General features: G+C 68.2%; 27 protein-coding genes. 15 read left to right on the forward strand and 12 right to left on the reverse strand.

What is annotated here, in order from left to right; genetic code table 11:
- Positions 1-28: 28 nt before the first annotated feature.
- Genes FCF25_RS10765 through FCF25_RS10780 form a run of 4 tightly spaced genes read right to left on the reverse strand, consistent with a single transcriptional unit; the run spans position 29 to position 4,820 of the window.
- Entirely contained in the window at positions 29-1,843 is a 1,815-nt protein-coding gene (locus FCF25_RS10765; protein WP_137048709.1) for a type II secretion system F family protein, read from the reverse strand.
- Positions 1,840-3,810 carry an ATPase, T2SS/T4P/T4SS family gene (locus FCF25_RS10770; protein ID WP_137048711.1) on the reverse strand — a complete coding sequence of 657 codons (1,971 nt, stop codon included), beginning with the start codon at positions 3,808-3,810 and terminating at the stop codon, positions 1,840-1,842. Before FCF25_RS10770 ends, FCF25_RS10765 begins: the two co-directional genes overlap by 4 nt.
- Positions 3,811-3,843: 33 nt before the next feature.
- A complete protein-coding gene (locus FCF25_RS10775) occupies positions 3,844-4,323 on the reverse strand; it encodes a hypothetical protein (RefSeq protein ID WP_137048712.1) in 480 nt (159 codons plus the stop codon).
- Positions 4,320-4,820 carry a hypothetical protein gene (locus tag FCF25_RS10780; protein WP_137048714.1) on the reverse strand — a complete coding sequence of 167 codons (501 nt, stop codon included), beginning with the start codon at positions 4,818-4,820 and terminating at the stop codon, positions 4,320-4,322. The genes FCF25_RS10775 and FCF25_RS10780 overlap by 4 nt, the downstream gene beginning before the upstream one ends.
- A 77-nt stretch (positions 4,821-4,897) precedes the next feature.
- Between FCF25_RS10780 and FCF25_RS10785 the strand changes: the two genes are divergently transcribed.
- Positions 4,898-5,977 carry a tubulin/FtsZ family protein gene (locus tag FCF25_RS10785; protein ID WP_137048716.1) on the forward strand — a complete coding sequence of 360 codons (1,080 nt, stop codon included), beginning with the start codon at positions 4,898-4,900 and terminating at the stop codon, positions 5,975-5,977.
- Between the two features lie 288 nt (positions 5,978-6,265).
- Here FCF25_RS10785 and FCF25_RS10790 read toward each other — a convergent pair whose 3' ends face one another.
- Positions 6,266-7,609, reverse strand: a complete 1,344-nt coding sequence (locus tag FCF25_RS10790; RefSeq protein ID WP_137048718.1) for an alkaline phosphatase family protein — start codon at positions 7,607-7,609, stop codon at positions 6,266-6,268.
- 65 nt (positions 7,610-7,674) lie between these two features.
- Here FCF25_RS10790 and FCF25_RS10795 point away from each other — a divergent pair, with 65 nt between their 5' ends.
- The 4 genes from FCF25_RS10795 to FCF25_RS10810 are packed head-to-tail and all read left to right on the forward strand — an operon-like array spanning position 7,675 to position 10,664.
- The gene (locus FCF25_RS10795) at positions 7,675-7,911 is read left to right on the forward strand and encodes a hypothetical protein (RefSeq protein WP_137048720.1); all 237 of its coding nucleotides are present in this window, start codon (positions 7,675-7,677) and stop codon (positions 7,909-7,911) included.
- Positions 7,908-8,345, forward strand: coding sequence for a DUF5788 family protein (locus FCF25_RS10800; RefSeq protein ID WP_117592206.1), 438 nt, complete (start codon positions 7,908-7,910; stop codon positions 8,343-8,345). The genes FCF25_RS10795 and FCF25_RS10800 overlap by 4 nt, the downstream gene beginning before the upstream one ends.
- Before the next feature lie 49 nt (positions 8,346-8,394).
- A complete protein-coding gene (polX, locus tag FCF25_RS10805) occupies positions 8,395-10,143 on the forward strand; it encodes a DNA polymerase/3'-5' exonuclease PolX (RefSeq protein WP_137048722.1) in 1,749 nt (582 codons plus the stop codon).
- A 29-nt stretch (positions 10,144-10,172) separates the two neighbouring features.
- On the forward strand, positions 10,173-10,664 hold the full coding sequence (locus FCF25_RS10810; RefSeq protein ID WP_117592204.1) for a Mut7-C RNAse domain-containing protein: 492 nt from the start codon (positions 10,173-10,175) through the stop codon (positions 10,662-10,664).
- Between the two features lie 23 nt (positions 10,665-10,687).
- Here the strand turns inward: FCF25_RS10810 and FCF25_RS10815 are convergent, their stop codons facing one another.
- The gene (locus FCF25_RS10815; RefSeq protein WP_137048724.1) at positions 10,688-11,692 is read right to left on the reverse strand and encodes a YihY/virulence factor BrkB family protein; all 1,005 of its coding nucleotides are present in this window, start codon (positions 11,690-11,692) and stop codon (positions 10,688-10,690) included.
- 272 nt (positions 11,693-11,964) lie between these two features.
- Between FCF25_RS10815 and FCF25_RS10820 the strand changes: the two genes are divergently transcribed.
- Together FCF25_RS10820 and FCF25_RS10825 are read left to right on the forward strand one after the other, a co-directional pair.
- The gene (locus FCF25_RS10820; protein WP_117592201.1) at positions 11,965-12,252 is read left to right on the forward strand and encodes a DUF5789 family protein; all 288 of its coding nucleotides are present in this window, start codon (positions 11,965-11,967) and stop codon (positions 12,250-12,252) included.
- Between the two features lie 48 nt (positions 12,253-12,300).
- Entirely contained in the window at positions 12,301-12,750 is a 450-nt protein-coding gene (locus FCF25_RS10825) for a DUF302 domain-containing protein (RefSeq protein WP_117592199.1), read from the forward strand.
- A gap of 25 nt (positions 12,751-12,775) precedes the next feature.
- Here FCF25_RS10825 and nreA read toward each other — a convergent pair whose 3' ends face one another.
- Positions 12,776-14,074 (reverse strand): DNA repair protein NreA, encoded by a 1,299-nt coding sequence (gene nreA, locus FCF25_RS10830; RefSeq protein ID WP_117592198.1) that lies wholly within the window; start codon positions 14,072-14,074, stop codon positions 12,776-12,778.
- 225 nt (positions 14,075-14,299) lie between these two features.
- On the reverse strand, positions 14,300-15,271 hold the full coding sequence (locus tag FCF25_RS10835; RefSeq protein ID WP_117592197.1) for a transcription initiation factor IIB family protein: 972 nt from the start codon (positions 15,269-15,271) through the stop codon (positions 14,300-14,302).
- Positions 15,272-15,421: 150 nt separating this feature from the next.
- Between FCF25_RS10835 and rnhA the strand changes: the two genes are divergently transcribed.
- On the forward strand, positions 15,422-16,015 hold the full coding sequence (gene rnhA / locus FCF25_RS10840) for a ribonuclease HI (RefSeq protein WP_117592195.1): 594 nt from the start codon (positions 15,422-15,424) through the stop codon (positions 16,013-16,015).
- Entirely contained in the window at positions 16,008-16,574 is a 567-nt protein-coding gene (locus tag FCF25_RS10845; RefSeq protein ID WP_137048726.1) for a rnhA operon protein, read from the forward strand. The genes rnhA and FCF25_RS10845 overlap by 8 nt, the downstream gene beginning before the upstream one ends.
- On the opposite strand, the gene FCF25_RS10850 is transcribed toward FCF25_RS10845, so the two are convergent.
- The gene (locus tag FCF25_RS10850) at positions 16,555-16,911 is read right to left on the reverse strand and encodes a PadR family transcriptional regulator (RefSeq protein WP_117592192.1); all 357 of its coding nucleotides are present in this window, start codon (positions 16,909-16,911) and stop codon (positions 16,555-16,557) included. The genes FCF25_RS10845 and FCF25_RS10850 overlap by 20 nt on opposite strands.
- A gap of 320 nt (positions 16,912-17,231) precedes the next feature.
- On the opposite strand from FCF25_RS10850, the gene FCF25_RS10855 reads away from it, so the two are divergent.
- From FCF25_RS10855 to FCF25_RS10870, 4 genes are all read left to right on the forward strand, one after another.
- Positions 17,232-17,765 carry an inorganic diphosphatase gene (locus FCF25_RS10855; protein ID WP_117592191.1) on the forward strand — a complete coding sequence of 178 codons (534 nt, stop codon included), beginning with the start codon at positions 17,232-17,234 and terminating at the stop codon, positions 17,763-17,765.
- Between the two features lie 398 nt (positions 17,766-18,163).
- Positions 18,164-19,099, forward strand: a complete 936-nt coding sequence (locus FCF25_RS10860; protein WP_117592189.1) for a rhomboid family intramembrane serine protease — start codon at positions 18,164-18,166, stop codon at positions 19,097-19,099.
- Between the two features lie 3 nt (positions 19,100-19,102).
- Positions 19,103-19,873, forward strand: a complete 771-nt coding sequence (locus FCF25_RS10865; RefSeq protein ID WP_137048728.1) for an endonuclease V — start codon at positions 19,103-19,105, stop codon at positions 19,871-19,873.
- 52 nt (positions 19,874-19,925) lie between these two features.
- On the forward strand, positions 19,926-20,753 hold the full coding sequence (locus tag FCF25_RS10870; RefSeq protein WP_137048730.1) for an SDR family oxidoreductase: 828 nt from the start codon (positions 19,926-19,928) through the stop codon (positions 20,751-20,753).
- A 24-nt stretch (positions 20,754-20,777) separates the two neighbouring features.
- Here FCF25_RS10870 and FCF25_RS10875 read toward each other — a convergent pair whose 3' ends face one another.
- The gene (locus FCF25_RS10875; RefSeq protein WP_137048731.1) at positions 20,778-21,971 is read right to left on the reverse strand and encodes a TRC40/GET3/ArsA family transport-energizing ATPase; all 1,194 of its coding nucleotides are present in this window, start codon (positions 21,969-21,971) and stop codon (positions 20,778-20,780) included.
- 89 nt (positions 21,972-22,060) lie between these two features.
- Positions 22,061-23,158 (reverse strand): pyridoxal phosphate-dependent aminotransferase, encoded by a 1,098-nt coding sequence (locus tag FCF25_RS10880; protein WP_137048733.1) that lies wholly within the window; start codon positions 23,156-23,158, stop codon positions 22,061-22,063.
- A gap of 110 nt (positions 23,159-23,268) precedes the next feature.
- Between FCF25_RS10880 and FCF25_RS10885 the strand changes: the two genes are divergently transcribed.
- Both FCF25_RS10885 and FCF25_RS10890 read left to right on the forward strand, forming a co-directional pair.
- Positions 23,269-23,781, forward strand: coding sequence for a CinA family protein (locus FCF25_RS10885; protein WP_137048734.1), 513 nt, complete (start codon positions 23,269-23,271; stop codon positions 23,779-23,781).
- A gap of 85 nt (positions 23,782-23,866) precedes the next feature.
- Positions 23,867-24,355 carry a metal-dependent hydrolase gene (locus FCF25_RS10890; RefSeq protein WP_137048736.1) on the forward strand — a complete coding sequence of 163 codons (489 nt, stop codon included), beginning with the start codon at positions 23,867-23,869 and terminating at the stop codon, positions 24,353-24,355.
- Between the two features lie 24 nt (positions 24,356-24,379).
- Here the strand turns inward: FCF25_RS10890 and FCF25_RS10895 are convergent, their stop codons facing one another.
- Positions 24,380-25,114: a PHP-associated domain-containing protein gene (locus FCF25_RS10895; protein WP_117592178.1), complete on the reverse strand. Its 735-nt coding sequence runs from the start codon at positions 25,112-25,114 to the stop codon at positions 24,380-24,382.
- Positions 25,115-25,122: the final 8 nt, after the last annotated feature.

Raw genomic sequence — 25,122 nt, forward strand, 5'->3', positions numbered from 1 at the left:
GGTTGGCCGCCTCCCCCGGTTTAAACTCTCACACGAGGAGGTTCGCGGCGACGAACGCCGCGAGGTACGTCGTCGTCGCCGCGAGCAGCGCGAGTCCGATTCGGTAGCCGAGCAGCACGCGGTCCAGTCCGTGCTCGATAGCAGTCGCCAGGGCGGTCAGAAGCACCGCCGAGAGAAGCACGTACACGCCGACGGCGAGGCCGAACGCCGCGGTTTCCGGGTGTCCTCCTAGCGACGAACCTGCCACGGACGCCGATTCGGCGGCGGTGTTCGCGGCGTCCATCGCTCCCGTCCCGAGCGGGGACGCCGCCCGCGACGCCTCCGACGACGGCGACGACGACACACCGCCCAACCGTTCGACCAACGCCACCGTCGCCCCGCCGACGAGCGGGCCGAACAGCGCGCCGGTGTTCTGTAGCGTCTCGGTGAGCTCGGACAACTGGCGGCGGGCCTCGCGTTCGAGACGCCGGAGACGACTCAGCTGCTCCGCCGTCGCGACGAGCGCCGCCCCCGCCGGTTCGCCTTCCGTCGCCGCCAGCGCCAGTAGTTCGGCCGCGCTTCTCGCGCGCGGACTCGGTACCGAGGCCAGCGCGCCGTCGTCGCCGAGGAAGGCGTCGCGGACGTCGACGCGGAGCGCCCGCTGGGTCGTCACCGCGTCGGCCAGCATCTCGCCGGTCGCGCCGTCGAGTTCGTCGGCGACTCGCTCCAGCGCACGTTCGACTGCGACGCCTTCGACGACGTGGCGACCGACGAGATACAGCGCGTCGTCGAGTCCCGATTCGACGCGTCGAACGCGCGTGTGAACTCGTCTGGCCGGTCGGTAGCGGACGACGAGCGACCCGCCGACGAGGCCGCCGACGGCGACCAGCGGCGCGCTCCACGGCCCGACGACTGCCACGCTCACGCCGACTCCCGCGAGTGCGACCGCCGCGACGACGAGGTACTCCCGGCGGGCGACCCCGACATCGGGGTGGTCGAAGCCGACCCGGGGCGGCGAGAAGGCGACGGGTCGACGGCTGACGAGCCACACGACCGCAGAGAGAAGTGCCAACGGGAGAAAAACGTCGTAAACGACGACCAGCGTCAACGTGCCGACGGGAACGCCGGCACTCGACGCCGCGGGGAGCACGCCGACGAGCGCCAACGGGAGCAGGACGCCGAAGGCGTACAGGCCGGACAGCGGCGCGCGCACGTCGTCTGCGAAGCGTGCGAGCCGGTCGCGCGTTCCGTCGAGGACGGTGTCGAGGGCACGTTCGAGTCCGCGCTCGCGTTCGCCCGGCGTCGCCGCCGCGCTCGCGAGCACCAACGTCGTAGCCCGTCCGAGCGCCGGGAGGCGGTCGGCCCACTCGTCGCCGAACGCCGCCAGCCCCGACTGCGGCGTCCCGCGGGCGCGGCGGACGTGCGCTGCGAGGCTCGCCGCGAGCGGGCCTCGGCCGGTCCGCGCCGCGAACACCGCCGCCCGCTCGGCGGTCGGGTCCAGCCGAAGCCGGAGTGCGGCCCGATTGACGACGCCGGCTGCGTCGCCCAGCGCTCCCGCCCGCCGCGTACGCGCGAGAAGCACTGGTGCCCGGTGGACGACGTGGGCGGCGGCGAGACCGCCACCGAACGCGGCGGCGACGGCGACGAGCGGAGACGCCAGGAGCGCGACGACGGGAAACGAACAGAACGCAACGACGACGGCGGCTCCGTAGCCGCCGCGGACGACCGTCTCGCCCGACACCGGCGCGTCGAGATAGCGCAACGCGTCGTCGAGCGACCGACTGGCGTCGGCGTCGACGGGTGCCACTCGGGCGAGCGTCCGGACGACGTCGGCCGCTGTCGAAACGCGGCTCTCGACGCTCATCGGTGCCCGTACGCCGCGACGACGTCCGCCGGCCGGGTTCGGTCACCGTCGGCGAGCGTTCGGAGCGACCGCCGACGCGTCCCGAGCGCCTCTCGAACGTCGGCGTACCGTTCGTCCGGTCCGGCGAGCGCGTCCACGAGCGCGCTGTTGCCTCGCTCGACGACGCCCGTCGAGCGAACTGCGCCGTCGGCGTACTCGAACAGCGTCACGAACCGGACGCCCGCGTCGGTGACGCGGAGTTCCTCGATTCGAGCGACGTGTCGCCCGCCGCTCGGCGAGAGCGTCACGACGAGGTCAGTCGCCGCAAAGGAGGATTCGGGGACCCCGAGGTCCGAGACGACCCGCTCTCTGACCGCCGCGCCGCCGTCGCCGTGAATCGTTCCGAGGACGGCGCTCCCGCTCGCCCCGACGCGCATCGCTTCGTACAGGGCGGCGGCCTCCTCGCCGCGAACCTCGCCGACGACGAGCGCCCCCTCGCCGAGCCGGAGTGCGGTCCGGACGCCGCCCGTCGGCGTGAGCGTCGCTTCGTCACCCGCGTCGACGTAGAGCGACTGAGTGTCGCGGCCGTGGCGCTGGAGCGCGTCGACCGGGAGCTCCGGCGTGTCCTCGACGACGACCGTCCGCGTCGCCGTCGGCAGTTCCCACAGCAGGGCTCCGAGCAGCGTCGTCTTCCCCGCCCCGCGGGTGCCGGCGACGAGACCGGCGGCTCCGCGTTCGACCGAGAGCGAGAGCAGCGCGGCGGCGTCGGCCGAGAGAGTATCGTTAGCGACGAGCGCCGGGAGCGTCAGCGGCGCGTCGTCGTGCCGGCGGAACGCGAACGCGAGACCGTCGCTCGCCGGATTCGAGACGCCGGCGACGCGGATTCGGCCGCCGTCGGCGTCGACTACCGCGTCCAGCGTCGGGTGCGCCTTCGAGAACGGTCGGCCGCTCGTCCGCCGAAACCGCGAGGCCAGCGCCGCCGCGCCCGACCGGGTCAGCCGAACGTTCGTGTCGAGGCGGTCGCCGTCGACGACGACCCGGACCGGGTTCGACTCGACGGGCGCGGTCACGAACACGTCCGAGACCCGGGAGTCGGAGAACAGGTCGTCCAGGACGCCGTGTCCGCGGGTGTGCTTCGCCAAGAGCGACGAGAGCCGCTCCACCGGGAGGTCGTCGGTTCCGTCGCCGCTCTCGTTGTTGTCACCGGCGTCGCTGCCGCCTCCGCCGTCTCGGTGCTCGGCGACGACGGCACGAACCGCCCGGCCGGGTGCCCGGTCGCTCGCACCGCCGACACCGTCCGCCAGCATACTTCGCGCCTCGGCGAGCGCCGCGGCGCCCGACCGGTCGAGTTCGGTGAACGCGGGGTCGAGGTGGTACCACCCTCGACCCCCTTCACGGTCGTACCGCCGGACGGTCGTGTCGTCGTCGAGCGACCAGCGGTCGACGAGCGTCGCGTTCGGCGGCGGTCGGAGGGCGACGCGCGAGCGCATGAGCGTCGGCCCGACGAACGGGCGGAGCGCGTCTTCGTACCCCGATGCGCGGGCCGCCCCCTCCGAGAGACCGGTTTCGGCGGCGATTCGCCTCACCGGACCGGCGCGCCCGGTCGCCCGCCGCGCCGCACCGAGCGGGTCGCGCCGCGCCTGGTCGGCGAGCGCCGGGTCGTGGACGGTCGCCCGCTCGACGAACCGCCCGGTGGCGAGCAGCAGCGCCGCCGCGTCGCCGTCGTATCTCCGCTCGTACCCGCGAGAGCGGGTGCGAACGACATCCGCCTCGCGCGCTGTGAGTGCGTCGACGACGGTCGCTCGACAGGCGGGGTCGGCGACCAGGTCGCCGCCGCCGGGACAGTCGTCGGCGTCGACGACGAGTTCGACCCGCCGACCCACGCCCGTACCGCTCGGTTCGACGAACGACGGGTCGCAGCGACAGTCCGTCTCCTCCGCTTCGTCCGCCGGTTCGTCCGTGACGCCGAACCGCGAGAGCAGTCGCATGCGACGGGGTGGCCGCCTCACCGTACTTGAACTTCAGTTCGGTTCTCCGGCGTCGTCGGCTTCGAGACGCCGTAGCGTCACGACCGGTTCTCGACCGCGTTCGACGAGCGAGAGGGCGAGTCGGTGCGTGCCCGAGTCCGAGAGTCGCACCGGTCCGGACCGCGTCGAGAGGGGGACGTCCGCGAGGTGGTAGGTCGTTTCCTCGCGACCCGCGAGCCGATATCCGAACGAAGCACCGGTCGGGCCGCCTCCGCCGTCCAGTTCGACGTAATCGACGGATGCGGCGGTCAACGACCGCTCGGGAACCGAGACGGTGACGACGCGGCGGGCGGCCAGCGACGCGTCGCCGACGGCGTCCTCCGTCTCGATGAGACCCCGAGCGGCGTCGGCGACGCGCGTGAGTTCGGCGTCCAGGTGGCTCGTCGTTCGGTCCGCGCGGGCGTTCTCGACGGCGGGGAGCGACGCGGCGACGAGGGCGACCGCGAGCGCGACGCTCACGACGAACCGCGTCACCACGTCTCTCGGAGGCGGGCGGCGAGTCCGCTCGCGCCTCCGGTCTCGGTCTCGTCACCAGCACCGTCGGCGTCGCAGTCCGGAGCGTCGGTCGGTTCGGACGACGCGCTCTCGTTCTCGCCCTCGACTCCCTCGAGAATCTCGTCGACGGCGTCTCCGTTCGGTCGGTCGCGCTCCAGCGATTCGACGGCCGCGATGGCCGCGTCCGCGCGACGCTCGACCGCGCGGTTGACCGCTCTGACGCCGCCGACGTAGCCTCTGAGCGCCTGAACCGCCGCGTCGAGTTCGGAAAGGCGGTCGTCGAACTCGGACAACTGCTCTTCGACGGCGGTGAGTCGCGCGTCCAACTCGGCGGCCGAAGAGAGGTCCGCGACCGAGGCGTCGGTTCCCGTCGCCGCCCGCTCGACCGCCTCGAGTCGCTTCTCGAGGCGGCCGAGGCGGAGTTCGTCGTCGTCGCGGTCCGAAACGCCGCTTCTGCGCACGGTTTCGTCGCTCATCGTGTGTGATTCTGGACCCGTTTTCTCTCATAAGTCTCTGGGGGAAGTTTGAAGGTTAGACCCTGATAGAAGGAGATATGAAAACCGTCCTGATAGGTGTAGGCCAAGCCGGCGGCAAGCTCGCCACGGCGCTGGCCGAGTTCGATTCACGGATGGGCTTCGGCGCAGTCCGAGGCGCACTCGCAGTCAACAGCGCGAAAGCGGACCTCCAACCCCTCCCGCTCGACACGGTGCTCGTCGGGCAAGACAGAGTGAAGGGCCACGGCGTCGGCGGCGACAACGAACTCGGCGCGGAAGTGATGCAGTCGGACGCCCGCGAAGTGATGGGCGAACTCGACGGCCGCATCACCGCAGAGGCGGAAGCCATCTTCGTCGTCGCCGGTCTCGGCGGCGGCACCGGCAGCGGCGGCATGCCCGTCCTCGTGAAGGAACTGAAGCGCGTCTACGACGTCCCCGTCTACGGTCTCGGCATCCTGCCGGGCCGCGACGAGGGGTCGATGTACCAGGTGAACGCGGGCCGGTCGCTGAAGACCGTCGCCCGCGAGGCCGACTCGGTGCTGCTCGTCGACAACGACGCGTGGCGCTCCTCCGGCGAGAGCATGGAGGAGGGGTTCGACGCCATCAACCAGGCCATCGCCCAGCGCATCGGGTTGCTCCTCGCCTCCGGCGAGGCGACCGAGGGCGTCGGCGAATCGGTCGTCGACTCCTCCGAAATCATCAACACGCTCCGCTCGGGTGGCGTCGCGGCGCTCGGCTACGCCAGTTCCGAGGCGAGCGAGGAGGCCGAGGAGAACATTAACACCATCATGAGCACCGTCCGTCGGGCGCTTCTCACGGGGACGAGCCTCCCCAAGGCGACGGAGGCCGACTCGGCGCTCGTCGTCGTCGCGGGGAAGGCCGAGACCATCTCGCGGAAGGGCGTCGAGCGCGCCCGGAGTTGGGTCGAAGAGGAGACCGGCAGTCTGCAGGTCCGCGGTGGCGACTTCCCGCTGGAGAGCGGCCGACTCGCGGCGCTCGTCCTGCTCGGCGGCGTCGAACGCTCCGAGCGCCTCCAGCAGTTCATGGAGCGCGCGAAACAGGCCCAACAGGAGTCCGAAGACGGGAAACCCGACCCGGTCGGGATGTGGGATAACGACCAGATCGACTCGTTGTTGTAAGCGGCGTTACGAACTGTTTCGGCCGCTTCCGTCTCCCGAGTCGGACAGTTCGGCCGACGATTTTTCGCCGCGCATCTGCACGTAGAGTACGACAGCAATCCCGCCGGACGGAAACGCGGCGAGACTCCACGGAACCGGGTCCGTCTCCGCGCGGGTTTGCGCGTCCCGATACACCCACCACGTGCCAGCAACCGGTATCGCCGACGCTATCAGCAGGAAGAAAACGAGAACCGTCAGCACCGCCCCGTTCGGCGGCGCGCCGAACAACGGAGCGGAAAGAATCGCCCGTTAAACCAGACTCGCGCCGTCGAGTTCCGCGCGCTCGTACTCGATCTCCATCAGGTCGAGGATGGTCGGTGCGATGTCGAACAGGTCCGCCTCGCCGATGTTCGCCTCGGGGTCGTCGACGAACAGCGAGGCGTTGTCGAAGCTGTGCATCCCGTTTCGCGGGCCGACGCCGAACACGTCGTCGTGTCCTTTGAACCCGGCCTTGAGGTCGAAGCCGTGGGCGGGGATGGCGACGAGGTCCGGTGCAATGTCCTCGTGGTCGCCGCGGAACGCCTCCTCGCGCTCGACGACGCGCTCGCAGACCTTCCGGCCGTCGGGGCCTTCGAGGTTCTCGAGCGCCTCCTTGAGTTCGGCGCGCTTCTCCTCGTACTCCTCCTCGGGGACGCTGCCGCGGGGTTCGCGGCCTTCGAGGTTGAGGTAGAACCGACCGGGGATGAGCGAGTACGCCGTCGTCTCGTCGGCGATGTCGCCGAGTTCGGCGTGGTCGTCGTCCTCGTAGCTGAGCCACCCCTCCTGTTCGAGCCACGTGTTGAAGTGCACCTCGTAGTCCAGCGAGGTGAAACCGTGGTCGGAGGCGACGACGAGCGTCACGTCGTCGGGGAGCATCTCTCGAATCCGGCCGATGTAGTCGTCGACTTTCTTGTAGAAGTCGATGAACGCCTGTTTGTTCGGGCCGTCGCGTTCGTAGTCCTTGAACAGGAAGTGGTTGAGGCGGTCGGTCGTCATGAAGACGCCGAAGAAGAGGTCCCAGTCGTCCTGCTCGATGTAGTGCGAGAACGCCTCGAATCGCTTCTCGATGGTGTCGTGGGCGTCCTCGACGAACTCGGTCTTGTCCTCCTGGTGACCGAGCTTCGCGTTCACGTCGATGCGGTAGCCCATCGATTCGAGCGTCTCTCGGAGCTCGTCCGGGTGCGACGCCTTGTCGACGCTCGGCGAGAGAAAGCCGGAGACCATCCGCTGGACGTTTCGCTGCGGGGGGAAGGTGACGGGAACGTTCATCACCGTCGCGTTCATCCCCGCCTCGCTGACGCGGTCCCACAGGCGGGTCGCCTGCACGTCGCGGCCCATCGGGACGTACGTGTCGTAGGAGCCGACCTCGCGGTCCTGGAAGCCGTAGACGCCCGTCTCACCGGGGTTGACGCCCGTCGTCAGCGCGGGCCAGCAGGCGCTCGACTCCGGCGGCACGATGCTGTCGATGGCGCCGGCGGTCCCCTCGTCGGCCAGACGCGCGAAGTTGGGGAACTCGTCGCGGTGCTCGTCGAGAAGACTGAAAGGAACGCCGTCGATACCGATGAAAGCGACGCGCGGATTGTCGTTACCGCGCAGTCGGTCGAACAAACCCATACCCCGGGATACTGTCGAAGAGCGTAAAGAGTCTTCCCTTAGTCGCAACGCTCGAAATCGACGCCGTGGGCGTGCCGACGAGTCGACGAGTCGATGTCGCGGTCGTCGCTTCCGTCCTCGCCGCCGTCGCTTCCGTCCTCGCCGCCGTCGCCTCTGCCCTCGCCATCGTCGTCTCCGTCCCCACCATCGTCGTCTCCGTCCCCGCCATCGTCGTCTCCGTCCCCGCCATCGTCGCGTCCGTCACCTCACCACGTCCCGAGGACGAAGGAGCGAAGTGCCGAGCGCTACAACTGGAGGTATGAAGGAGTTCGAGCGAAAGCGGTTGCTGGAGCGTGTCAACCGCGATGGCGCGACGGTCGGGGCCGACATCCCCGACCGCATCGACGTGCAGGGCGAGGAGATAGACCTCCGCCAGTTCGTCTTCGAGATAAAGCGGCGCGACACCATCCCGTCGGGCGAGAGAGAGCGCGTCGACCGGGCGAAGAAGAACCTCCGGCGAGAGCGACTCCAGCGGCTCCAGAGGATAGAGAACAACGAGGTGAGCTACGAGGAGGGAAAGCGACTGGTCGAGAGCATCGTCGGCATCGACCGAGCGCTCAACGCGCTGGAATCGCTCCGTCCGACGGACCTCAATCAGGAGGCGGAGCTACAGGAGGCCGCCGACAAGAAGCGCTGGATGAACTTCCTCCGGCAGGCGCTCGGCCGCGACGACTCCTCGGGGCGGATGAGCCGATGAACACGAGCGCCCGACACACCGGCGTTCCCGTTTCCGCGAGGTGGTCCGCGTGACCACCAACGCCGAACTCGCCGACCGCTTCGAGGAGTTCGCGCAGTACCTCGAAGCGCAGGGAGTCGACTACAAACCGCAGAGCTATCGCCGCGCCGCCGAGAACCTCCGGAGCCACCCGCGGTCGGTCGCCGACCTCGCGAGGGAGGGCCAAGACGCCGTCGAGGAGATAGACGGCGTCGGCGACGCCATCGCCAGCAAAATCGTCGAGTACGTCGAGACCGGCGAAATCGAGGAACTCGAAGAACTCCGCGCCGAACTCCCGGTCGACATGGTCGCGCTGACGAGCGTCGAGGGCGTCGGGCCGAAGACGGTCGGCGACCTCTACGAGGCGCTCGAAATCACGACGCTCGACGAACTGGAAGCCGCCGCCGAAGCCGGCGAGATACGGGAGGTGAAGGGGTTCGGCGCGAAAACCGAGCAGAACATCCTCGACAACATCCCCTTCGCCCGCCAGTCGCAGGAGCGCGAACTGCTCGGCGACGCCCGACCCGTCGCCGACGAACTGCTCGCGTACCTCCGCGGCGACGACGCCGTCGACTCCGCGGAGGTCGCCGGGTCGATTCGCCGCTGGCGCGACACCATCGGCGACGTGGACGTGCTCGTCGGAAGCGACGACAGCGAGTCCGTCGTCTCGTCGTTCACCGACTGGTCGAACGCCGACGGCGTCATCGAGGCCGGCGAGAGCAAGGCGAGCCTCCGCTCGAACGGCATCCGCGTCGACTTGCGAGTGGTCGTCCCCGAGGAGTTCGGGTCGGCGCTGCAGTACTTCACCGGCAGCCGCGACCACAACATCCAACTCCGGAACGTCGCCATCGAACGCGGCCTGAAGATAAACGAGTACGGGATATTCGACATTTCGGGGGTCGACGACCCCGACGCCGGCCAACGCGTCGGCGAACGAATCGGCGGCGAAAGCGAGGCCGAAATCTACGACGCGCTCGACCTGCCCGTCATCCCGCCGGAACTCCGCGAGGACAACGGCGAGATTCAGGCGGCGCAGATCGGCGCGCTCCCGGACCTCCTCGAAGAGGGAGAGATTCTCGGTGACCTCCACACTCACACCGACTGGTCCGACGGTGCCAACTCCGTCGAGGAAATGGTCGCTGCCGCGGCCGAGCGCGGCTACGAGTACCACTGCGTCACCGACCACGCGACCGGGCCGGGAATGGTCGGCGGCGTCGGCCTCTCCGACGACGAACTCAGAGACCAGATGGACGAAATCGAGGCCGTTCGCGCCGACGCCGACATCGAGGTGTTCCACGGCGTGGAGGCGAACATCGACGCCGAGGGCAGCATCTCAGTCGACGACGACCTACTGGCCGAACTCGACATCGTCGTCGCCTCGCCGCACAGCGCGCTCGGTCAGGGGCGCGAGGAGGCGACCGACCGGCTCGTCGCCGCCGTCGAACACCCCTCCGTCGACGTACTCGGTCACCCGACCGGACGGCTCATCAACCAGCGCGCGGGGTTGGACCTCGACTTCGACCGCCTCGCGGCGGCCGCCGCCGAACACGGCACTGCACTCGAAATCAACGCGAATCCGGCGCGACTCGACCTCTGGGGCGAAGTCGTCATGGTGGGCGTCGACGCGGGCGCGACCATCGCCGTCGACACCGACGCGCACAGCCCCGGCGAGTTCGAGAACGTCCGCTACGGTGTCCACACCGCGCGTCGCGGCTGGGCCGAGACGACGGACGTGCTCAACGCCCGCGACGCCGCTGGCCTCCGCGAGTTCCTGCACTGAGATGACGCCGCTCACGAGAATGCACTGAGATGACCGAGAACGCCGCCGCTCACGAGTGCTCCGAGAACCCGGCGGACGCACCGCTGTTACTCGACGTGATGCTCGGTAAACTCGCGGTGTACCTCCGGATGTGCGGCTACGACGCCGTCTACGCGCTCGACCGAGGGATAGAAGCGGACGACCGGCTACTGGCTCTCGCCGAAAGGGAGGGCCGTCGTCTCCTCACGCGCGACGTGCAACTCGCTCGGCGCGCGAGCGACGGCGTCCTCCTCGAATCACGTGCGGTCGTCGACCAGTTGCGGGAGCTACGAGACGCCGGATTCGACCTCACACCCGGCGAGCGGCCTGCGCGCTGCGGGCGGTGCAACGGCCCGGTCGAACGCGTCGACGGCGACGACGAGACGCCCGAGTACGCGCCGGACCCGAACGAGCGCGCGGTGTTCCGATGCACGCGCTGCGGACAGTGTTTCTGGAAGGGAAGCCACTGGGACGCCGTCGAGGAGACGCTGTCAGCCGTTTAAAAGTACGGAAGGGCTCGAACCGCTCAACGGTGCCCCTCGCTTCGACTGCTCCACTCCTCGCAGGCGGCCATGTCGTCCATCACTTCGGAGTGGTAGTGGCAGTACGGCCGCATCCCTTGGTCGGTCTGAACGTACTGGAAGTGCGCGCAACTGCCGCAGTAGCTGTCGCCCTTCGGCTGTCGGGGCTGACTCGGAGTCTCCGGCGACAACACCTCGGCGTCGCCGGGAACGTGGTCGTCCAGCGGCGAGTAGATGTCCGAGTCCGCCGCGCCGCCGTCGCTGACGGTCGAGTTAGCGGTGCCGCCCCACCCCGGTGACTGCACCGAGTCGGCGGTGTCGCCCGAGACGGAGGCGTTCTCGCGGCCTGTGCGAGTCGCCGACTCGCCGTCGACTGTGTCCACCGACTGTCTACTCGCCGGCTGGTTCGTCTGCGTCTCGACTTCGCCGTCGGGCGTCGCACCGAGCAGTCCGACGCCGCCGAGTCCTTTCACCGCCGAGCGTTCGACTTCGACGATTTTCGTCTCGCCCTGTCGCGTGATCTCCATGCGAACCGTTCCGCCGGGGTCGTTTCGCGTCTTGAAGTTCGCCACGCCGACGAACAGACACCAGAAGGTGGTGGCGCTACCGAGGAAGTACAGCCCGACCGTCGGCAGCGTGAGCTCCGGACCCTGGACGCTCGGACAGTTCGCGCCGGACCACTGACAGGGGTACGCCTCCCAGAACAACGCGACGCCGGCGAGCGTCACGAGCGCACCGACGACGGCGGCGAAGCGGGTTCGACGGCCGGCGGGGAGGACGGCGAAGATTCCGAGAAACACCGCCGGGAGACCGAGGCCGCCGAGCGTGATACCGAGCTCCCGCGCCTGCCAGAGGGGAGCCTCGGCACCGACGATGAGATTCGTCGTCGCGGTGAGGATACCGAGAACGACGAGCAGTGCGCCGGCGAGAAACAGCCCGACTCCCGCGTACAGCCGACGGGGGCTCGTGTGCTTCGTTCCCGCCCTGTACGCCTCCGAGAGACTCGTCATGGGCGCGGCTACGTAACCCCCCCACAAAACGATACGTCAGACGCGCGTCAGACGCCCCGCGAGTACGGCCGCGAACGGGCGCGAATCGGCCTCACGCGTCCTCCCGCTCGACTCGATTCGGAGACCCCGGCGCGCGACTCGCAACCCCGCGTCGAGCACCAGTCGCGGAGTCCTCCCGTCGGTCGTGAGGGACCGTCGGTACGCGCCGGGTCGTGAGGGACCGTCGGAGGCGGGTCGAAGAGATTAATGTCGGCGGTGGCAAACCGGCGGGTATGGCTGACGACGATGCCGAAGACGAGGGGCCGGTCGTCGAACTCGGCGACGGCGAGCCGGTCGACGGCGCACCGCTGGCGCAGGTCGCGTCCCGACTGACCTGGCCGCAACAGGCGAGCAGCATCCGACAGAAAGAGGGCGACGCCGTCGTTCGGACGCCGAGCGGTCCGCAGACGCTCTCGGACGTCCTCGACCGCGTCGACGAGACGTACTTCGACACGCGGCAGACGTTCGTCCGCGAGATTCACGCCGTCGTCGGCGACGGCCCGGTCGAGACGTCGAACTGAACGGCGACGACCACCCCGCTTTTTGCGTCGGCGACCCGACTGTGAGCTATGGCGCTACCAGTAGACCCGTCGGCGCTCGAATCCGGAGACATCGGCGAGAAACGGGCGACGCTCCACATGGACCACGAGGAGGCCGTCGAACACGTTCGAGAGGTGTTCCTCGACGCGGGGTTCGGCGTCCCGACGGAGTTTTCGCCCTCGGAACTGCTCAACGAGAAGGTCGACGCCGACCGCGACCCGTACTACGTGCTCGGCGCGTGCAACCCGAGCGTCGCCGACAGAGTGCTCGACGCATCCGACAACAAGATCGGCGCGCTGTTCCCCTGTAACGTGGTCGTCTGGCAGGAGGAACCGGGCGTTCAGACGGTGTACCACGTGAGTATCATGCGCATCGCCCGCCTGACGGGTATCGCGCCCGACGACGAGGTGATGGCCGACATCGTCGCCGAGACCGGCGAGTTGGTCGACGAGGCGTACGCGAACCTCGATACGGCGTAATCACCAGCGGGCAGTTTGCTCCCCGTCAGTCGTCACCCGAACTCCCGACGCCGAAGTCGGCGAGGTTCGTCTGTAAGCCGGCGACCATCGCGGATTTGCGCCGGAGGTTCGCCATCGACACCGGGAGGACGTTCGCCACCTCTCGAACGGCGTCGGCGAACGTCTCGCTCTCGCCGTGTTCGCCCTCGAAGGCGTGGCGGACCGACTCGCGGACCTGCCAGACGCCGACCGGCCCCCAGTAGTCGTCGGAGACGTGCCGGAGGACGAGCACCTTCGCCTGACGACCGACGTTCGAGAGGTGTTCGAGCACGCCGAGTCGGGCGGCGTAGTACGCGCCCGCCGTCTCGTCGACGTACCCCGTTCGACCCTCGAACCCCTCGCGGTCGCTGGCGACCCACATCCCCGACTCGGGGTCGGGGTTCCAGATGCTCCCCGGTGCCTTCATCTCGACGAGTTCGTACTCCCACTGACCGGGCGCGAGAATCACCCAGAACGCGTTGCCGAGATACTCGTTGCGCCACACCTGTACGGTGTCGACGCTCGGGGCGTCGCGGATCGTCCCGCGGAGGTACTGGCCGACGGTGTCGTCGACGGCGGTGATGGACCACCGCGTCGGGACGAGCCTTCGACTCGCGGACTCGCCGAGCGCGCCCGCCGAGAGCACCGTGTTGATGTCGTAGACGTCGAGGCCGCGGCGGTAGAGGTAGGTCATCGCCCCCTGCGCCTGCCAGTCGTCGTCTTCGAGCGTCTTCTTCACCGGGCGGGGAACGTGCGGGTTCTCGGCCAAGTCGGCCGACTGCGCCCGAGCGCGCGGCCCCGTCGGCGTCGCCACGTCGTCGCGGCCGACGTCGAAGTCGATGTCGGGTGCGCCGTCGAGGCCGATCTCGACCGACACCGGTCGGTCGGCGATGGCGACCTCTCGTTGGACGCCGAGGAACCCGTCCCACGCGTCGTGGACGTTGGCGTCTGCGCCCACCTTCACCCCCGCCGGTTGGTTCGAGTTGAGCAAACTCGTCCGGCGCTGGAACACGTCCTCGATGCCGACGCCCTCGTCGTACCACGCGCCGCTCGTCTCGAAGGTAGCGGCGTCGTCTTCGAAGCCGACGGGAGAGAGGATGCCGGTCGAGACGTTCGGGTAGTTCGCGCGGCCGACGAAGATGGAGGGCGAGACGCTCCCGAACAGCGAGTCGCCCTGCAGTCGCTCGTCGAACCGGTGTTGGAAGGATTCGAGGTGGTCGACGATGGCGTAGGACTTCTCCATCGCCAGACGCCGTCGCTCGGCGCGTTCGTTCTCCTCGAACTCGATGTAGTCGTCGAGCCGCATCAACCGAGATAGCCGCGCAGCGGGTAAGAAGCTTCGGCATGTACTCACGGCGTCGATTTCGGCGCTTGCGAGCAGGCGATTCGAGCGAGTTCGCGGCGGCGCGAGCGACGAGTCCCCTCGCCTCCGACTGTCCGCTTCGACGACCGTCGAATCGCACAACCGCGTCCGGTCGTCGGGCGCGAGTCAGCGCACGCGAGGGGGTGGTCCCGTCTTCGGTTGTAAATCTTAACTCGGAATGCCCATCGCTTCGATCTGTTCCTGGTATCGGTTGCGGATGGTGACCTCGGTCACCTGCGCGACGTCGGCAACCTCGCGCTGGGTCTTCTTCTCGTTACAGAGAAGCGACGCCGCGTAGATAGCTGCCGCCGCGTAACCAGTCGGCGACTTGCCCGAGAGGAGACCCTGTTCCGCCGTCTCGTCGATTATCTCGTTGGCCTTCCCCTGGACTTCCTCGGAGAGGTCGAGCGCGGAGGCGAAGCGCGGGACGTACTGTTTCGGGTCGACGGGTTTCAGCTCCAGACCGAGTTCCTGCGAGACGTAGCGGTAGGTTCGGCCGATCTCCTTCCGCTCGACGCGCGAGACCTCCGAGACCTCTTCGAGGCTCCGGGGAATCCCCTCCTGCCGGCAGGCGGCGTACAGCGCGCTGGTCGAGACGCCCTCGATGGAGCGCCCGCGGATGAGGTCCTCTTTCAGCGCGCGGCGGTAGATGACCGACGCAACCTCCCGAACGGATCGAGGGACGCCGAGCGCCGACGACATGCGGTCGATTTCACTGAGCGCGAACTGCAGGTTTCGTTCGCCGGCGTCCTTGGTTCGGATGCGCTCCTGCCACTTGCGCAGTCGGTGCATCTGACTACGCTTCTCCGAGGAGAGCGAGCGCCCGTAGGCGTCCTTGTCCTTCCAGTCGATGGTCGTCGTCAACCCCTTGTCGTGCATCGTCTCGGTGATCGGCGCGCCGACGCGGGACTTCGACTGGCGCTCGGAGTGGTTGAACGCCCGCCACTCCGGCCCGCGGTCGATGTTCTGTTCTTCGACGACCAGTCCCGTCTCCTCGTGGATGAGGTCCCCGTCCGCCGTCCGGACGAGGTCGTCGGGGTCGATGTCGTCGAGTTCGTCCGCGTCGGCCTCCGTTTCGGCCGACCGGTCGCCTCGCGCCCGTCGCCGCTCGCGCCGCCGCTCACGAGTGGGTCCTGCCATCGTGTTTATGTAATTGTACGCTGGAGCTTGTTAAAATCTGGGTCGAGCGAGAGGTATCCGTCGTGTGCGGCGAGCGCGGGCGCGAAGAGCGAGCGAAGCGGGGCGACAGAAGACGAACCGCCTTTCAGTCGAGCGCTCGAATCTCCGTCGATGCCGACTATCGAGTGCGACGCCGAGGCGGCCCGAGAACGGCTGGAGGCCGCCGACGTCGACGTTTCTCCGGGGAACACCGACCACGAACGGTGGCGCGCGGCCCGCGGAGACGCCGTCGCCGTCGCCTACGACAGCAAAATCGTCGTCCAAGGAGCGAACCCGTCCGACCTCACGCTACTGCTGCGGGAGGGTGGCGGGCGCGGCCACGTCTACTTCGACGGCGCGAGTCGCGGCAACCCCGGGCCGGCGGCTATCGGATGGGCTATCGTCACGAGCGACGGAATCGTCGCCGAAGGCTCCGAGCGAATCGGCGAGACGACGAACAACCGCGCGGAGTACGAGGCGCTCGTCGCGGCGCTGGAGGCGGCCCGCGACTACGGACTCGCCGAGGTCGACGTGCGCGGCGACTCGCAGCTCATCGTCAAGCAGGTCCGCGGCGAGTGGAAGACGAACGACCCCGGACTGCGCGAACGACGCGTGAAGGCGAACGAACTGCTGATGGGGTTCGACCGGTGGACGCTCGAACACGTGCCGCGAGAGATAAACGAACGCGCCGACAACCTCGCGAACGAGGCACTCGACGATGGCTGAACTCCCCGAGGACGTACGGACGACGGCGGAGCGGCTCACCCGACTCGCACGCGACGCGGTGGACTCGAACGAGGCGGAGGCGTATCGGGAGCGGCGCGACGCGTCGCTCGCCGACTACGGGTACACGGCCCGCTACAGGGAGGCCGACGACACGCTGGTCCTGTACCCCGTAGAGTGGATCGACGACGACGGTACCGTCGTACTCGACCGAATCGACGACACCGACCGAGCGATAGAACGGTCGCTCTCGGGAACCGGCGAGGAAGACGAGTGGGAGGCCGTCGAGAGACACAACTCGCAGTTGGTCGCCGCCGTCGAGGAGGCGTCGGGGGCCGACCACGCGGCCAACGCCAGAGCGTTCGCGGACTTCATGGGCAACCACTACGTGCGACGCGTCGAGACGGCCGGAACGCCGGAACTTCGGGAGTTCGTCACGGAGTACTATCCGCGCAACTCCTGGCCGACTGAGGCGCAAAAAACGATGGTTCGTGAGTCGCTCGAACTGCTGTTCCAGCGGGCCGGAGAGCCGTTCCCCGGCGTTACTCGTACGTCTCGATGACGCTGCGAACTTCGTCTGCCCGGTCTTCGTCGGTGACGAACTTCGAGAGCATCCAGTCGAGGCGGTCCAGCACTGCCGAGTGCCCGGTCTCGGTCAGTTCGTACTGGTTCGTCCGCTTGTCGAGTTCGCTCTTCTCCACCAGGTCCATCTCGACGAGGTCGTCGAGGTTGGGGTAGAGACGCCCGTGGTTGACTTCGGTGCCGTAGTACGACTCGAGCTCGCGCTTGATGGCGAGGCCGTACATGGGTTCCTCGGCGAGGATGACGAGGATGTTCTGTTGGAACGCGGTTAGGTCCCGTGCGCTGCCGGAGTCGTTGATTGTTTGTGCCTCTGACATACGTACTAAAATGTCATCTTACTACTTAACGCTTCTCAACTCAACGTTTGTTTCTGGTAGGGACTGCCGAACACCCGGACTAAACCACTGATTAGAACTCGTCTACACTTGTCGGAAATCGTTTGTTTGAATCCGACAAGCGTACGTTTCCGGACGTGTTCCCGCCGGGGTTCGGGTCGAACTGTTGTTTCGGTCCCGAGACAACAATTGTCCGACACACGAAAGAAGTTTGTGGCCGAGTGCCCGAACGCCGAAGTGTGCGAATACGCCCCACACACGTCCCGAAAACCATTTCCCTCGCTTAGCGGATATACGGACGCATGACGAATCTCTGGGAAGACCTCGAAACGGGACCCGACGCACCGGAAGTCATCTACGCCGTCGTCGAGTGTCTGAAAGGCGAACGCAACAAGTACGAGTACGACAAGGACATCCCCGGCGTCGTTCTCGACCGGGTGCTGCACTCGAACGTTCACTACCCGAGCGACTACGGTTTCATCCCGCAGTCGTACTACGACGACGAGGACCCCTTCGACGTGCTCGTGCTCGTCGAGGACGCGACGTTCCCCGGCTGCATCATCGAGGCGCGCCCCGTCGCCCTGATGAAGATGGACGACGACGGCGAGCAGGACGACAAGGTCATCGCCGTCCCCACCGAGGACCCGCGCTTCCAGCACATCGAGGACCTCGAGGACATCCCGCAGCAGAAACTCGACGAGATAGACGAGTTCTTCAAGACGTACAAGAACCTCGAGAAAGGCAAGGAAGTCGAGACGCAGGGCTGGGAGGACAAGCAGGCCGCGATGGACGCCATCGAACACGCTCAGGAGCTCTACGACGAACACTTCGGCTGAACGGGCAGTCCCCTTTTAAACCGGCTCAGTTCGGCTACGTCCCGCTCTCCGGCCGAATATACGTCGGGCGCATCCCGCGCCCGCCCCGCGATAAATTATGCGCATGGGTAATCTTTTGTGGCCTCGACGGCTACGTGCGGTCGAGATGGCAGCGAAACAGCCGCGACTCGGCGTCGACCACGTGACCGTCGTTCCGACCAACTTCGAGGTCCCCGAGAAGTCCGACTCCCCGGACGGCGAGGACGACGAAGCGGCCGAGTGAGCGACGCGCCGTACGCAGGAATCGAGCGGCCGTTCGTACCCGACGAGACCTCCCGTGTCGGAGAACGCCGCCGTTCGTCCCCTCCGGTCGCACGAGAGGCAAACCCCTTTTATCACCCCACGACTACGGAGTCACAATGGCAGAATGTCACGAGTGCGGCGAGTACGAGAACTTGCCGTACCAGTGTCGGCGCTGCGGCAACACCTTCTGCGCCGAACATCGCCTCCCCGAGAACCACAACTGTCCCGGGATGGGCGAGTGGGACGACCCGAGCGGAGTTTTCGAGAGCAGCTTCGACGACAGCGTCGGGACGGGCGGGAGCTCCGACGGCGTTCTCGACCGCCTGACCGGGACGGGCGGTCCGCTGGGCTACTTCCGCGGGAACATGACCTACGTGTTCCTCGGGCTGATGTGGATAACGTTCATCTCCGAGTACATCGTCGGCTACCTTCTCACCGGCGGTCTCCCGCCGAACGGGGCCGGCGTCACCTACTACGGAACCGTCAGCGAGACGTGGCGGAGCATCTTCCTTCTGACCTCCGAGAACCCCGAGTACGTCTGGACGTGGTTCACCTCGATTCTCGCGCACGGCGGGTTCTTCCACATCGCGGCCAACAGCATCGTGCTGTACTTCTTCGGCCCGCTGGTCGAGCGCTACCTCGGCGCGAAACGCTTCACCGCGCTGTTTCTCGCCAGCGGCGCGATCGCCGGGTTGGCGCAGATAGGCACCGCCCTCGCAACGGGCGAGGCGTCGGCCGTCCTCGGAGCCAGCGGCGCGGCGATGGCGGTGCTCGGACTGCTCACCGTCGTCAACCCCGACCTCCGCGTGATGCTGTTGATTCCGCCGATTCCGCTACCCATCTGGGCGCTGACCGGCTTCTACGTCCTCTTCGACCTCACGGGCGCTATCACCCCGATTTTCGGCGGCGGCATCGCCCACTACGCCCACCTGGCCGGTCTCCTCGTCGGCCTCCTCGTCGGCCAGTACGTCAAGGGCCAACAGCAGATACCGAACCGCCTCAACTTCGGCGGCGGCAACGGCGGGATGGGCGGAGGTCGTCGCCGCTACTGAGCGATGGTTCCCGCCCACCCCGAGTTCGTCCCCGACCCGGCGCTCTCCCGTGAGGAGATGGAACAGCTCCAGCGCGACATCGCCGACGTCGCCCGGTTCGAGGACGAGTTCGACTTCGACCCGGCGGCCGTTTCCACCGCCGAATCGACGCTCGTCCCGCGGGGCGAACGACCGCTCGTCGCCGGCGTCGACCAGGCGTTTCTCGACGAGGAGGCCGTCAGCGCCGTCGTCGTCGCCCGCGGCACCGAGATAGTCGAGCGCGCGTACGCCGTCACCGACCTCTCGATTCCCTACATTCCTGGCCTGCTGTCGTTCCGCGAGGGCGGGCCGATTCTCGACGCGTTCGAGAAGCTGGAGACAGAGCCCGATTTCGTCGTCTTCGACGGCAGCGGTCGCATCCACTTCAGACAGGCCGGGCTGGCAACGCACATGGGCGTCGTCCTCGACGTGCCGAGCGTCGGCGTCGCCAAGGGACTGCTCTGCGGGACGCCGAGAGAGCCGGTCGAGGAGCGGCCCGAAGGCTGGCGGACGCCCATCGAAGCCGACGGTCGCGTCGACGCCCCCGACGGGACGGTCGTCGGCTACGCGTTCCAGTCGCGGCAGTACGCGTCGAGCCGCAAGATAAACCCGCTGTACGTCAGCCCCGGCCACCGCGTCTCCGCGGAGACGACCGTCGACCTCGTCGAGCGGCTCTGCGACGGCTACAAACTCCCGGAGCCGACGCGGCTGGCCGACGCCTACGCCGACGAAGTCAAGCGCGAGTACCGCGACTGAACCCACCCGTCGAACGCCGTACAGTTAACTATCCCGGCGACGACGTTTCGGTGTGAAACCAGAGACTGTCCTCATCACTGGCTGTTCGTCCGGTATCGGTCGCGCCACCGCCCGGGCCTTCCTCGCGGAGGACTGGGTGGTGTACGCGACGGCGCGCAACCCCGCCGACATCCAGCAGCTCGGCGAAGAGGGATGCGAACTCGCAACGCTCGACGTCACCGACCAGGGCGACGTCGACAGGGTCGTCGACCGCATCGTCGACGAGCAGGGAGCGATTCACTGCCTCGTCAACAACGCGGGCTACGGGCAGTTCGGCCCCATCGAAGACGTCCCCACCGAGACGGTCGAAAAGCAGTTCGCCGTCAACGTGTTCGGCCCGCACCGCCTCGTCCGCGCCGTCCTCCCCCACATGCGCGAGGCGGGCGACGGCACCATCGTCAACGTCTCCAGCGTCGTCGGCCGCGTCTCGTTCCCCGGCAGCGGCGTCTACGCCGGGTCGAAGTTCGCGCTCGAAGCGATGACCGACGCGCTCCGCGCGGAGGTCGCCGAGTACGGTATCGACGCCGTCCTCGTCGAACCCGGACCGGTCCAGACGCAGTTCTCCGAGCGCGCCGACGAGGAGGTCGACGACGGGACGGAGCGCTCGGGTGCGTACGAATCGTTCTACAAACTGTTCGAGGACACCCGGGCGCTCGGCGGCGACGGACCCGGCGCGGTGCCGCCGCGGCGAGTCGCCGACGACATCGTCAACGCCGCCAGCGCGACGAAACCGGCGGCGCGCTACCCGGTCGGTATCGTCGCCGACGTCGGCTCCTTCGCCCGCTTCCTCCCCGACGGCGTCCGAGACAGTCTCTTCGGGCTCGCGCGGAAACTCGGCTAAACGGCGTCGGAGAACCGGTTCGTTTCAGGCCAGACACGCCGCGACGACCCGCAGCGCGTCCTCGCCTCGAACCTCGTCTGCGAGCAGCGGCACGCGCTTCACGTCGCGGCCGCGGAACAGCTCCGTCGCCCGCCGCAACGAGCGCTGCTGGACCTGCCAGCGGCGCTGGCAGAACTCGCAGTGTTCGGGGTCGGGCGCGACCGTCCACTCGGGGTCGATGCCCGCCACGTCGCTCGGGTCCTCCATCACGCGGTTGACGACGAGCGTCCGCACCGGAATGCCGAACTCGTCGAGGCGGGCGACGAGCCGCTCGGACTCGACGACGCTCATCTCCTCTGGAATCATCACGACCCGGAAATCCGTCCGCTCGGGGTCTCTGAGCACGGCTCGGAGCCGCTTGATCCGCTCTTTGGCTTCTTCGAGTTGCTCCATCCCCGACGGCCCGGGGTCCGCGCCGCCAAACATCCCCTTCAGGTTCTCCATCATCCCCCGCATCCGCTCGCGGAAACTGACGAGGCGGCCGACCATCGAGTCGAGCATCTCCGGCAGCTGCAGCAGGCGTAGCGTGTGCCCCGTCGGCGCGGTGTCGACGACCACCCGGTCGAAACGAGGGTCGTCCATGTGTTCGAGCAGTTGCCGCATCGCCGCCATCTCGTCCGCGCCGGGCATCGTTCCGTCGAGGAGCGGGTGGCCGTTCTCTCCCTCGTCGGCAGTGAACGGGTTCTCGTCGCCGCCGAAGGGGTTCTCACTCCCTCCAGCGCCGCCCATACCGCCCATCCCGCCCATCCCGCCGAACATATCGCCCATCCCGCCCATCCCGCCGAACGCGTCGCCGCCCTCGCCGAACAGCCCCTCGTCCATCGCGGCGTCGGGGTCGATCTCGGCGGCGAACAGCGGGATGTCCTCGCGGATGCGCGTCGGTTCCGCCGGAATCTCGCCGCCGAGCGTGTCCGACAGCGAGTGCGCGGGGTCGGTGGAGACGACGAGCGTCGTCGCGCCGTCTGCGGCGCTCCGCAGCGCCGTCGCCGCCGCCATCGTCGTCTTGCCGACGCCGCCTTTCCCGCCGTAGAGGACGAACTCCGCGGCGTCGACCTCGCCGGGAAGCTCCGAGAGGTCGTCGGTCGCCTCGACTTCCACGTCTGTCGACGCCGCGTCGTCTCCGCCCGCTTCCTCGGAGTCGTCGACGGCGTCGACGGGTTCCACGTCGAGATTTGCCATACGCCCCATCGCGTCCGAGCGCTTGTGTACCCGTCGGTCCGGTCGGCGCTCGGGCGTCAGAACGCGGAGGTGTCCGCGCGGGCGGAGACTCAGAAGTAGTCGGCGAGTCGCTTCGCCGCCTCTTGCGCCCGCGGCGTGACGAGCGCGAACCGAATCCACTCGTCACGGGCGGGGCCGAACGCCTCGCCGGGCATCCCGGCGACGCCCGCCTCGTCGATGAGTCGCTCGACGTTCTCCATCGTCCCCGGGAAGCCGTCGAACCGCGCGAGCACGTAGAACGCGCCCTCCGGTCGGGTGTACTCCGCACCCGCTTCGTCGAGTGCATCGGTGAAGGCGGCGATGCGCTCGCGGAGCATCGCGCGCGTCTCCTCGTAGTACGAGGGGTCGGTCTCCCGAAGCGCCCGCAACGCGGCGTACTGCGCGGGGTTGCTCCCGGCGACGTTGACGAGCATGTGTCGGGTCTTCGCCGCGTCGACGAGCGCCTCCGGGAAGATGGCGTAGCCGACCCGGAAGCCGGTAATCGACATCGACTTCGAGAACGCGCTGGTGACGACGCGGTGCTCGGAGTCGATGGTGAGCGCGCTCTCGAACTCGCCGGTGTAGTCGAAGTGGTCGTACACCTCGTCGGCGACGAGCAGCGCGTCCACCTCCTCTGCGAGCGCGACGAGCTCTTCCATCGTCTCGCGGTCGTAGACGACGCCGGTCGGGTTGTTCGGCGTGTTGGCGACGATGAGCGCCGTCTCCTCCGTGGCCGCCTCGCGCATCGCCGCCACGTCGGGGTCGCCGCCCTCGACGACGGGGACGAGCGTCACGTCGCCGCCGAGCATCTGCGCCTTCCCGGGGTAGTACGGGTACACCGGGTCGGTGAGCAACACGCCGTCGCCCGCGTCGCGCTCCAGCGCCCGCGCCATCGCCAGGTAGTTCGCCTCGCCCGCGCCGTTCGTGACGACGACCTGCGAGGGGTCGACGTTTCGGCGCTCGGCTATCTCTTCGCGCAGTTCGTCGAGACCGGCGCTCGGACCGTACTGGAACGCGTCGACGTCGGCGTCGGCGAACTCCCGAAGGCCGTCCCGGAGCGCCTCCGGGGCGTCCCAGTCGGGGTTGCCGCTCACCATGTCTATCACGTCGCGGTCGGCGGCCGCCGCGTAGCGCATCACCCGGAAGAACAGCGGTTCCTCGTAGTCCATGGTACGGCGTCGGACGGGGGGTAGTTGCCTCTTTCGCCCGCGGTAGACGAGGGCGGGCGACTCCGGGGGAATCGGGAGAGACTTTTGCGAACCGGGACCGTAGCACGCTCATGCGAGAACACGACGACGAGCCGCCGGTCGAAGAACGCCTCGGCGACGCGCTCCGAGAACGCGGCGACACCGTCGCCGTCGCCGAGTCCTGCACGGGCGGCCTCGTCGGGTCGCTCCTCACCGACGTCCCCGGGTCGAGCGACTACTTCGACCGCTCGGTCGTCACCTACTCCTACGACGCGAAGCGCGACCTGCTGGCCGTCTCCCGGGAGTCGCTGGACGAACACGGTGCGGTGAGCGCCGCCGTCGCCCGCGAGATGGCCCAGGGCGTCCGAGACACCGCCGACGCGACGTGGGGCCTGGCGACGACGGGTATCGCCGGACCCGGCGGCGGCGACGACGACAAACCCGTCGGAACGGTGTACGTCGGCCTCGCGTACGCCGCCGAGTGGGGGACCGGCGAGTCGTACGTGGAATCGACGCGCCACGAGTTCGACGGGACGCGTCTCGAAGTGAAACAGCAGTTCGCGCGGGCGGCGATGGAGACGTTCGAAGGCGCGCTGGTCGACTGAGGGCGCGTCGAACACCGGTGGCCTCCCGCCCGCCGCCGACAGGTGGAAACGTTTGTATCCGTCCGGTTCGACGGACCGTCGTCGGATGAACAAGAAAGGTCACGTGTTGAACGCCGCCCTCCTCAGTATCGGTCTCGGCTACGTGCTCGAACCGTCGGGCGACGTGCCTACGTTCGTCGCCATCGCCGAACTGTCGGTGCCGCTCGTCCTCGGCGCGCTGTTTCCGGACGTGGACACCGCGTTCGGGAAACACCGAAAGACGCTGCACAACCTCCCGGTCCTCGGCATCTTCGTCGCCTTCCCGATTCTCTTCGACAACCTCCACTTCGTCTGGGTCGGCATCCTCACGCACTACGTGCTCGACCTGTTCGGCAGCAGGCGGGGGTTGGCGTTCTTCTACCCCTACGAGAAGGAGTACAGCCTCCCGTTCGGCGTCACCACGTCGAGCAAGTGGGCCGACCTCGCGACGGTTCTCATCACGATCGGAGAAGTGGCGCTGTTCGCGGCGGTTCACTACTTCGTCGTGCCGCTCGACGGCGGTCTCGATGCGGTCACGATGCTGTTCGGCTTCTGACGGGCCGCTCGGACTCGTCGCCGGTCAGTAGACGGCGACGTCGTCGAACCGACCCTCGTAGACGAGTTGGCGCGGGTGCGTCGGTTCGGTGCCGGAGAGGAGCAGGCGGTCTATCTTCCCCCACGTGTTCTCGTGGCCCAGGTGGGCGAACTCGGCGAGGTTTCTGAGTCGGTGCCGGAGTCCGCGTCGGTGGTCGACGCGGCGCGTCGCACCCCCGCGAAGCGCCGTCACGAGCTCCGCCTCCGTCTCGATGCGTCGGTCGAACTCGGTCCACGCCTCGCCGACGTTTCCCCGCAAGTGCGCGTACGACGACCCGAACCCCGGTTTGTCGAACTCGTCTGCGATGGCGGCGGCGCGGCGGTTCTGGTAGGGAAAGCACTTGCCGTTGTACGTCTCGACGGCGTGGAGTTCGTCCCGGAACGCCTCGATCTCGACCCGGCCGAGGCTGACGTTCAACAGCGCCGGGTGCGGGACGAGCACGGCCGCCTCCTGTCGGCGACACTCCGCGAGCGCGCCCTCGATGGTGATGAAATCCGGAACCGGGTCCGAGAGGCCGATAGCGAGGAGGTGGTTCCGGTCGCTCCACGGGCCGGTGAACAGTTCGCGGGCGGGGACGACGAGCAACTCGTCGTCGGAGAATCGGTCGGCGCGGGCGCGAATCGTCGGGAGACGCGTGAAGTGCGGCGCGTAGACGAGCACGTCGACACCGCGGCGCTTCGCCCTGGCGACGACACGCTCGTCTAAACACTTGACGTGCATGTCGACCC

The sequence above is a fragment of the Haloprofundus sp. MHR1 genome (genome assembly GCF_005155585.1).
Taxonomy (GTDB): Archaea; Halobacteriota; Halobacteria; order Halobacteriales; family Haloferacaceae; genus Haloprofundus; species Haloprofundus halophilus.

Excerpts from the sequence above, each read along its gene's own strand:
- FCF25_RS10765 (WP_137048709.1), bottom strand. The coding sequence starts at position 1,843 with ATGAGCGTCGAGAGCCGCGTTTCGACAGCGGCCGACGTCGTCCGGACG.
- FCF25_RS10845 (WP_137048726.1), top strand. The coding sequence starts at position 16,008 with ATGGCTGAACTCCCCGAGGACGTACGGACGACGGCGGAGCGGCTCACC.
- nreA (WP_117592198.1), bottom strand. The coding sequence starts at position 14,074 with ATGCGGCTCGACGACTACATCGAGTTCGAGGAGAACGAACGCGCCGAG.
- FCF25_RS10855 (WP_117592191.1), top strand. The coding sequence starts at position 17,232 with ATGACGAATCTCTGGGAAGACCTCGAAACGGGACCCGACGCACCGGAA.
- FCF25_RS10815 (WP_137048724.1), bottom strand. The coding sequence starts at position 11,692 with ATGACGAGTCTCTCGGAGGCGTACAGGGCGGGAACGAAGCACACGAGC.
- FCF25_RS10885 (WP_137048734.1), top strand. The coding sequence starts at position 23,269 with ATGCGAGAACACGACGACGAGCCGCCGGTCGAAGAACGCCTCGGCGAC.
- FCF25_RS10825 (WP_117592199.1), top strand. The coding sequence starts at position 12,301 with ATGGCGCTACCAGTAGACCCGTCGGCGCTCGAATCCGGAGACATCGGC.
- FCF25_RS10880 (WP_137048733.1), bottom strand. The coding sequence starts at position 23,158 with ATGGACTACGAGGAACCGCTGTTCTTCCGGGTGATGCGCTACGCGGCG.
- FCF25_RS10790 (WP_137048718.1), bottom strand. The coding sequence starts at position 7,609 with ATGGGTTTGTTCGACCGACTGCGCGGTAACGACAATCCGCGCGTCGCT.
- FCF25_RS10895 (WP_117592178.1), bottom strand. The coding sequence starts at position 25,114 with ATGCACGTCAAGTGTTTAGACGAGCGTGTCGTCGCCAGGGCGAAGCGC.
- FCF25_RS10865 (WP_137048728.1), top strand. The coding sequence starts at position 19,103 with ATGGTTCCCGCCCACCCCGAGTTCGTCCCCGACCCGGCGCTCTCCCGT.
- FCF25_RS10835 (WP_117592197.1), bottom strand. The coding sequence starts at position 15,271 with ATGGCAGGACCCACTCGTGAGCGGCGGCGCGAGCGGCGACGGGCGCGA.
- FCF25_RS10860 (WP_117592189.1), top strand. The coding sequence starts at position 18,164 with ATGGCAGAATGTCACGAGTGCGGCGAGTACGAGAACTTGCCGTACCAG.
- FCF25_RS10810 (WP_117592204.1), top strand. The coding sequence starts at position 10,173 with ATGACCGAGAACGCCGCCGCTCACGAGTGCTCCGAGAACCCGGCGGAC.
- FCF25_RS10820 (WP_117592201.1), top strand. The coding sequence starts at position 11,965 with ATGGCTGACGACGATGCCGAAGACGAGGGGCCGGTCGTCGAACTCGGC.
- FCF25_RS10785 (WP_137048716.1), top strand. The coding sequence starts at position 4,898 with ATGAAAACCGTCCTGATAGGTGTAGGCCAAGCCGGCGGCAAGCTCGCC.
- FCF25_RS10890 (WP_137048736.1), top strand. The coding sequence starts at position 23,867 with ATGAACAAGAAAGGTCACGTGTTGAACGCCGCCCTCCTCAGTATCGGT.
- FCF25_RS10780 (WP_137048714.1), bottom strand. The coding sequence starts at position 4,820 with ATGAGCGACGAAACCGTGCGCAGAAGCGGCGTTTCGGACCGCGACGAC.
- FCF25_RS10770 (WP_137048711.1), bottom strand. The coding sequence starts at position 3,810 with ATGCGACTGCTCTCGCGGTTCGGCGTCACGGACGAACCGGCGGACGAA.
- rnhA (WP_117592195.1), top strand. The coding sequence starts at position 15,422 with ATGCCGACTATCGAGTGCGACGCCGAGGCGGCCCGAGAACGGCTGGAG.
- FCF25_RS10875 (WP_137048731.1), bottom strand. The coding sequence starts at position 21,971 with ATGGCAAATCTCGACGTGGAACCCGTCGACGCCGTCGACGACTCCGAG.
- FCF25_RS10800 (WP_117592206.1), top strand. The coding sequence starts at position 7,908 with ATGAAGGAGTTCGAGCGAAAGCGGTTGCTGGAGCGTGTCAACCGCGAT.
- FCF25_RS10850 (WP_117592192.1), bottom strand. The coding sequence starts at position 16,911 with ATGTCAGAGGCACAAACAATCAACGACTCCGGCAGCGCACGGGACCTA.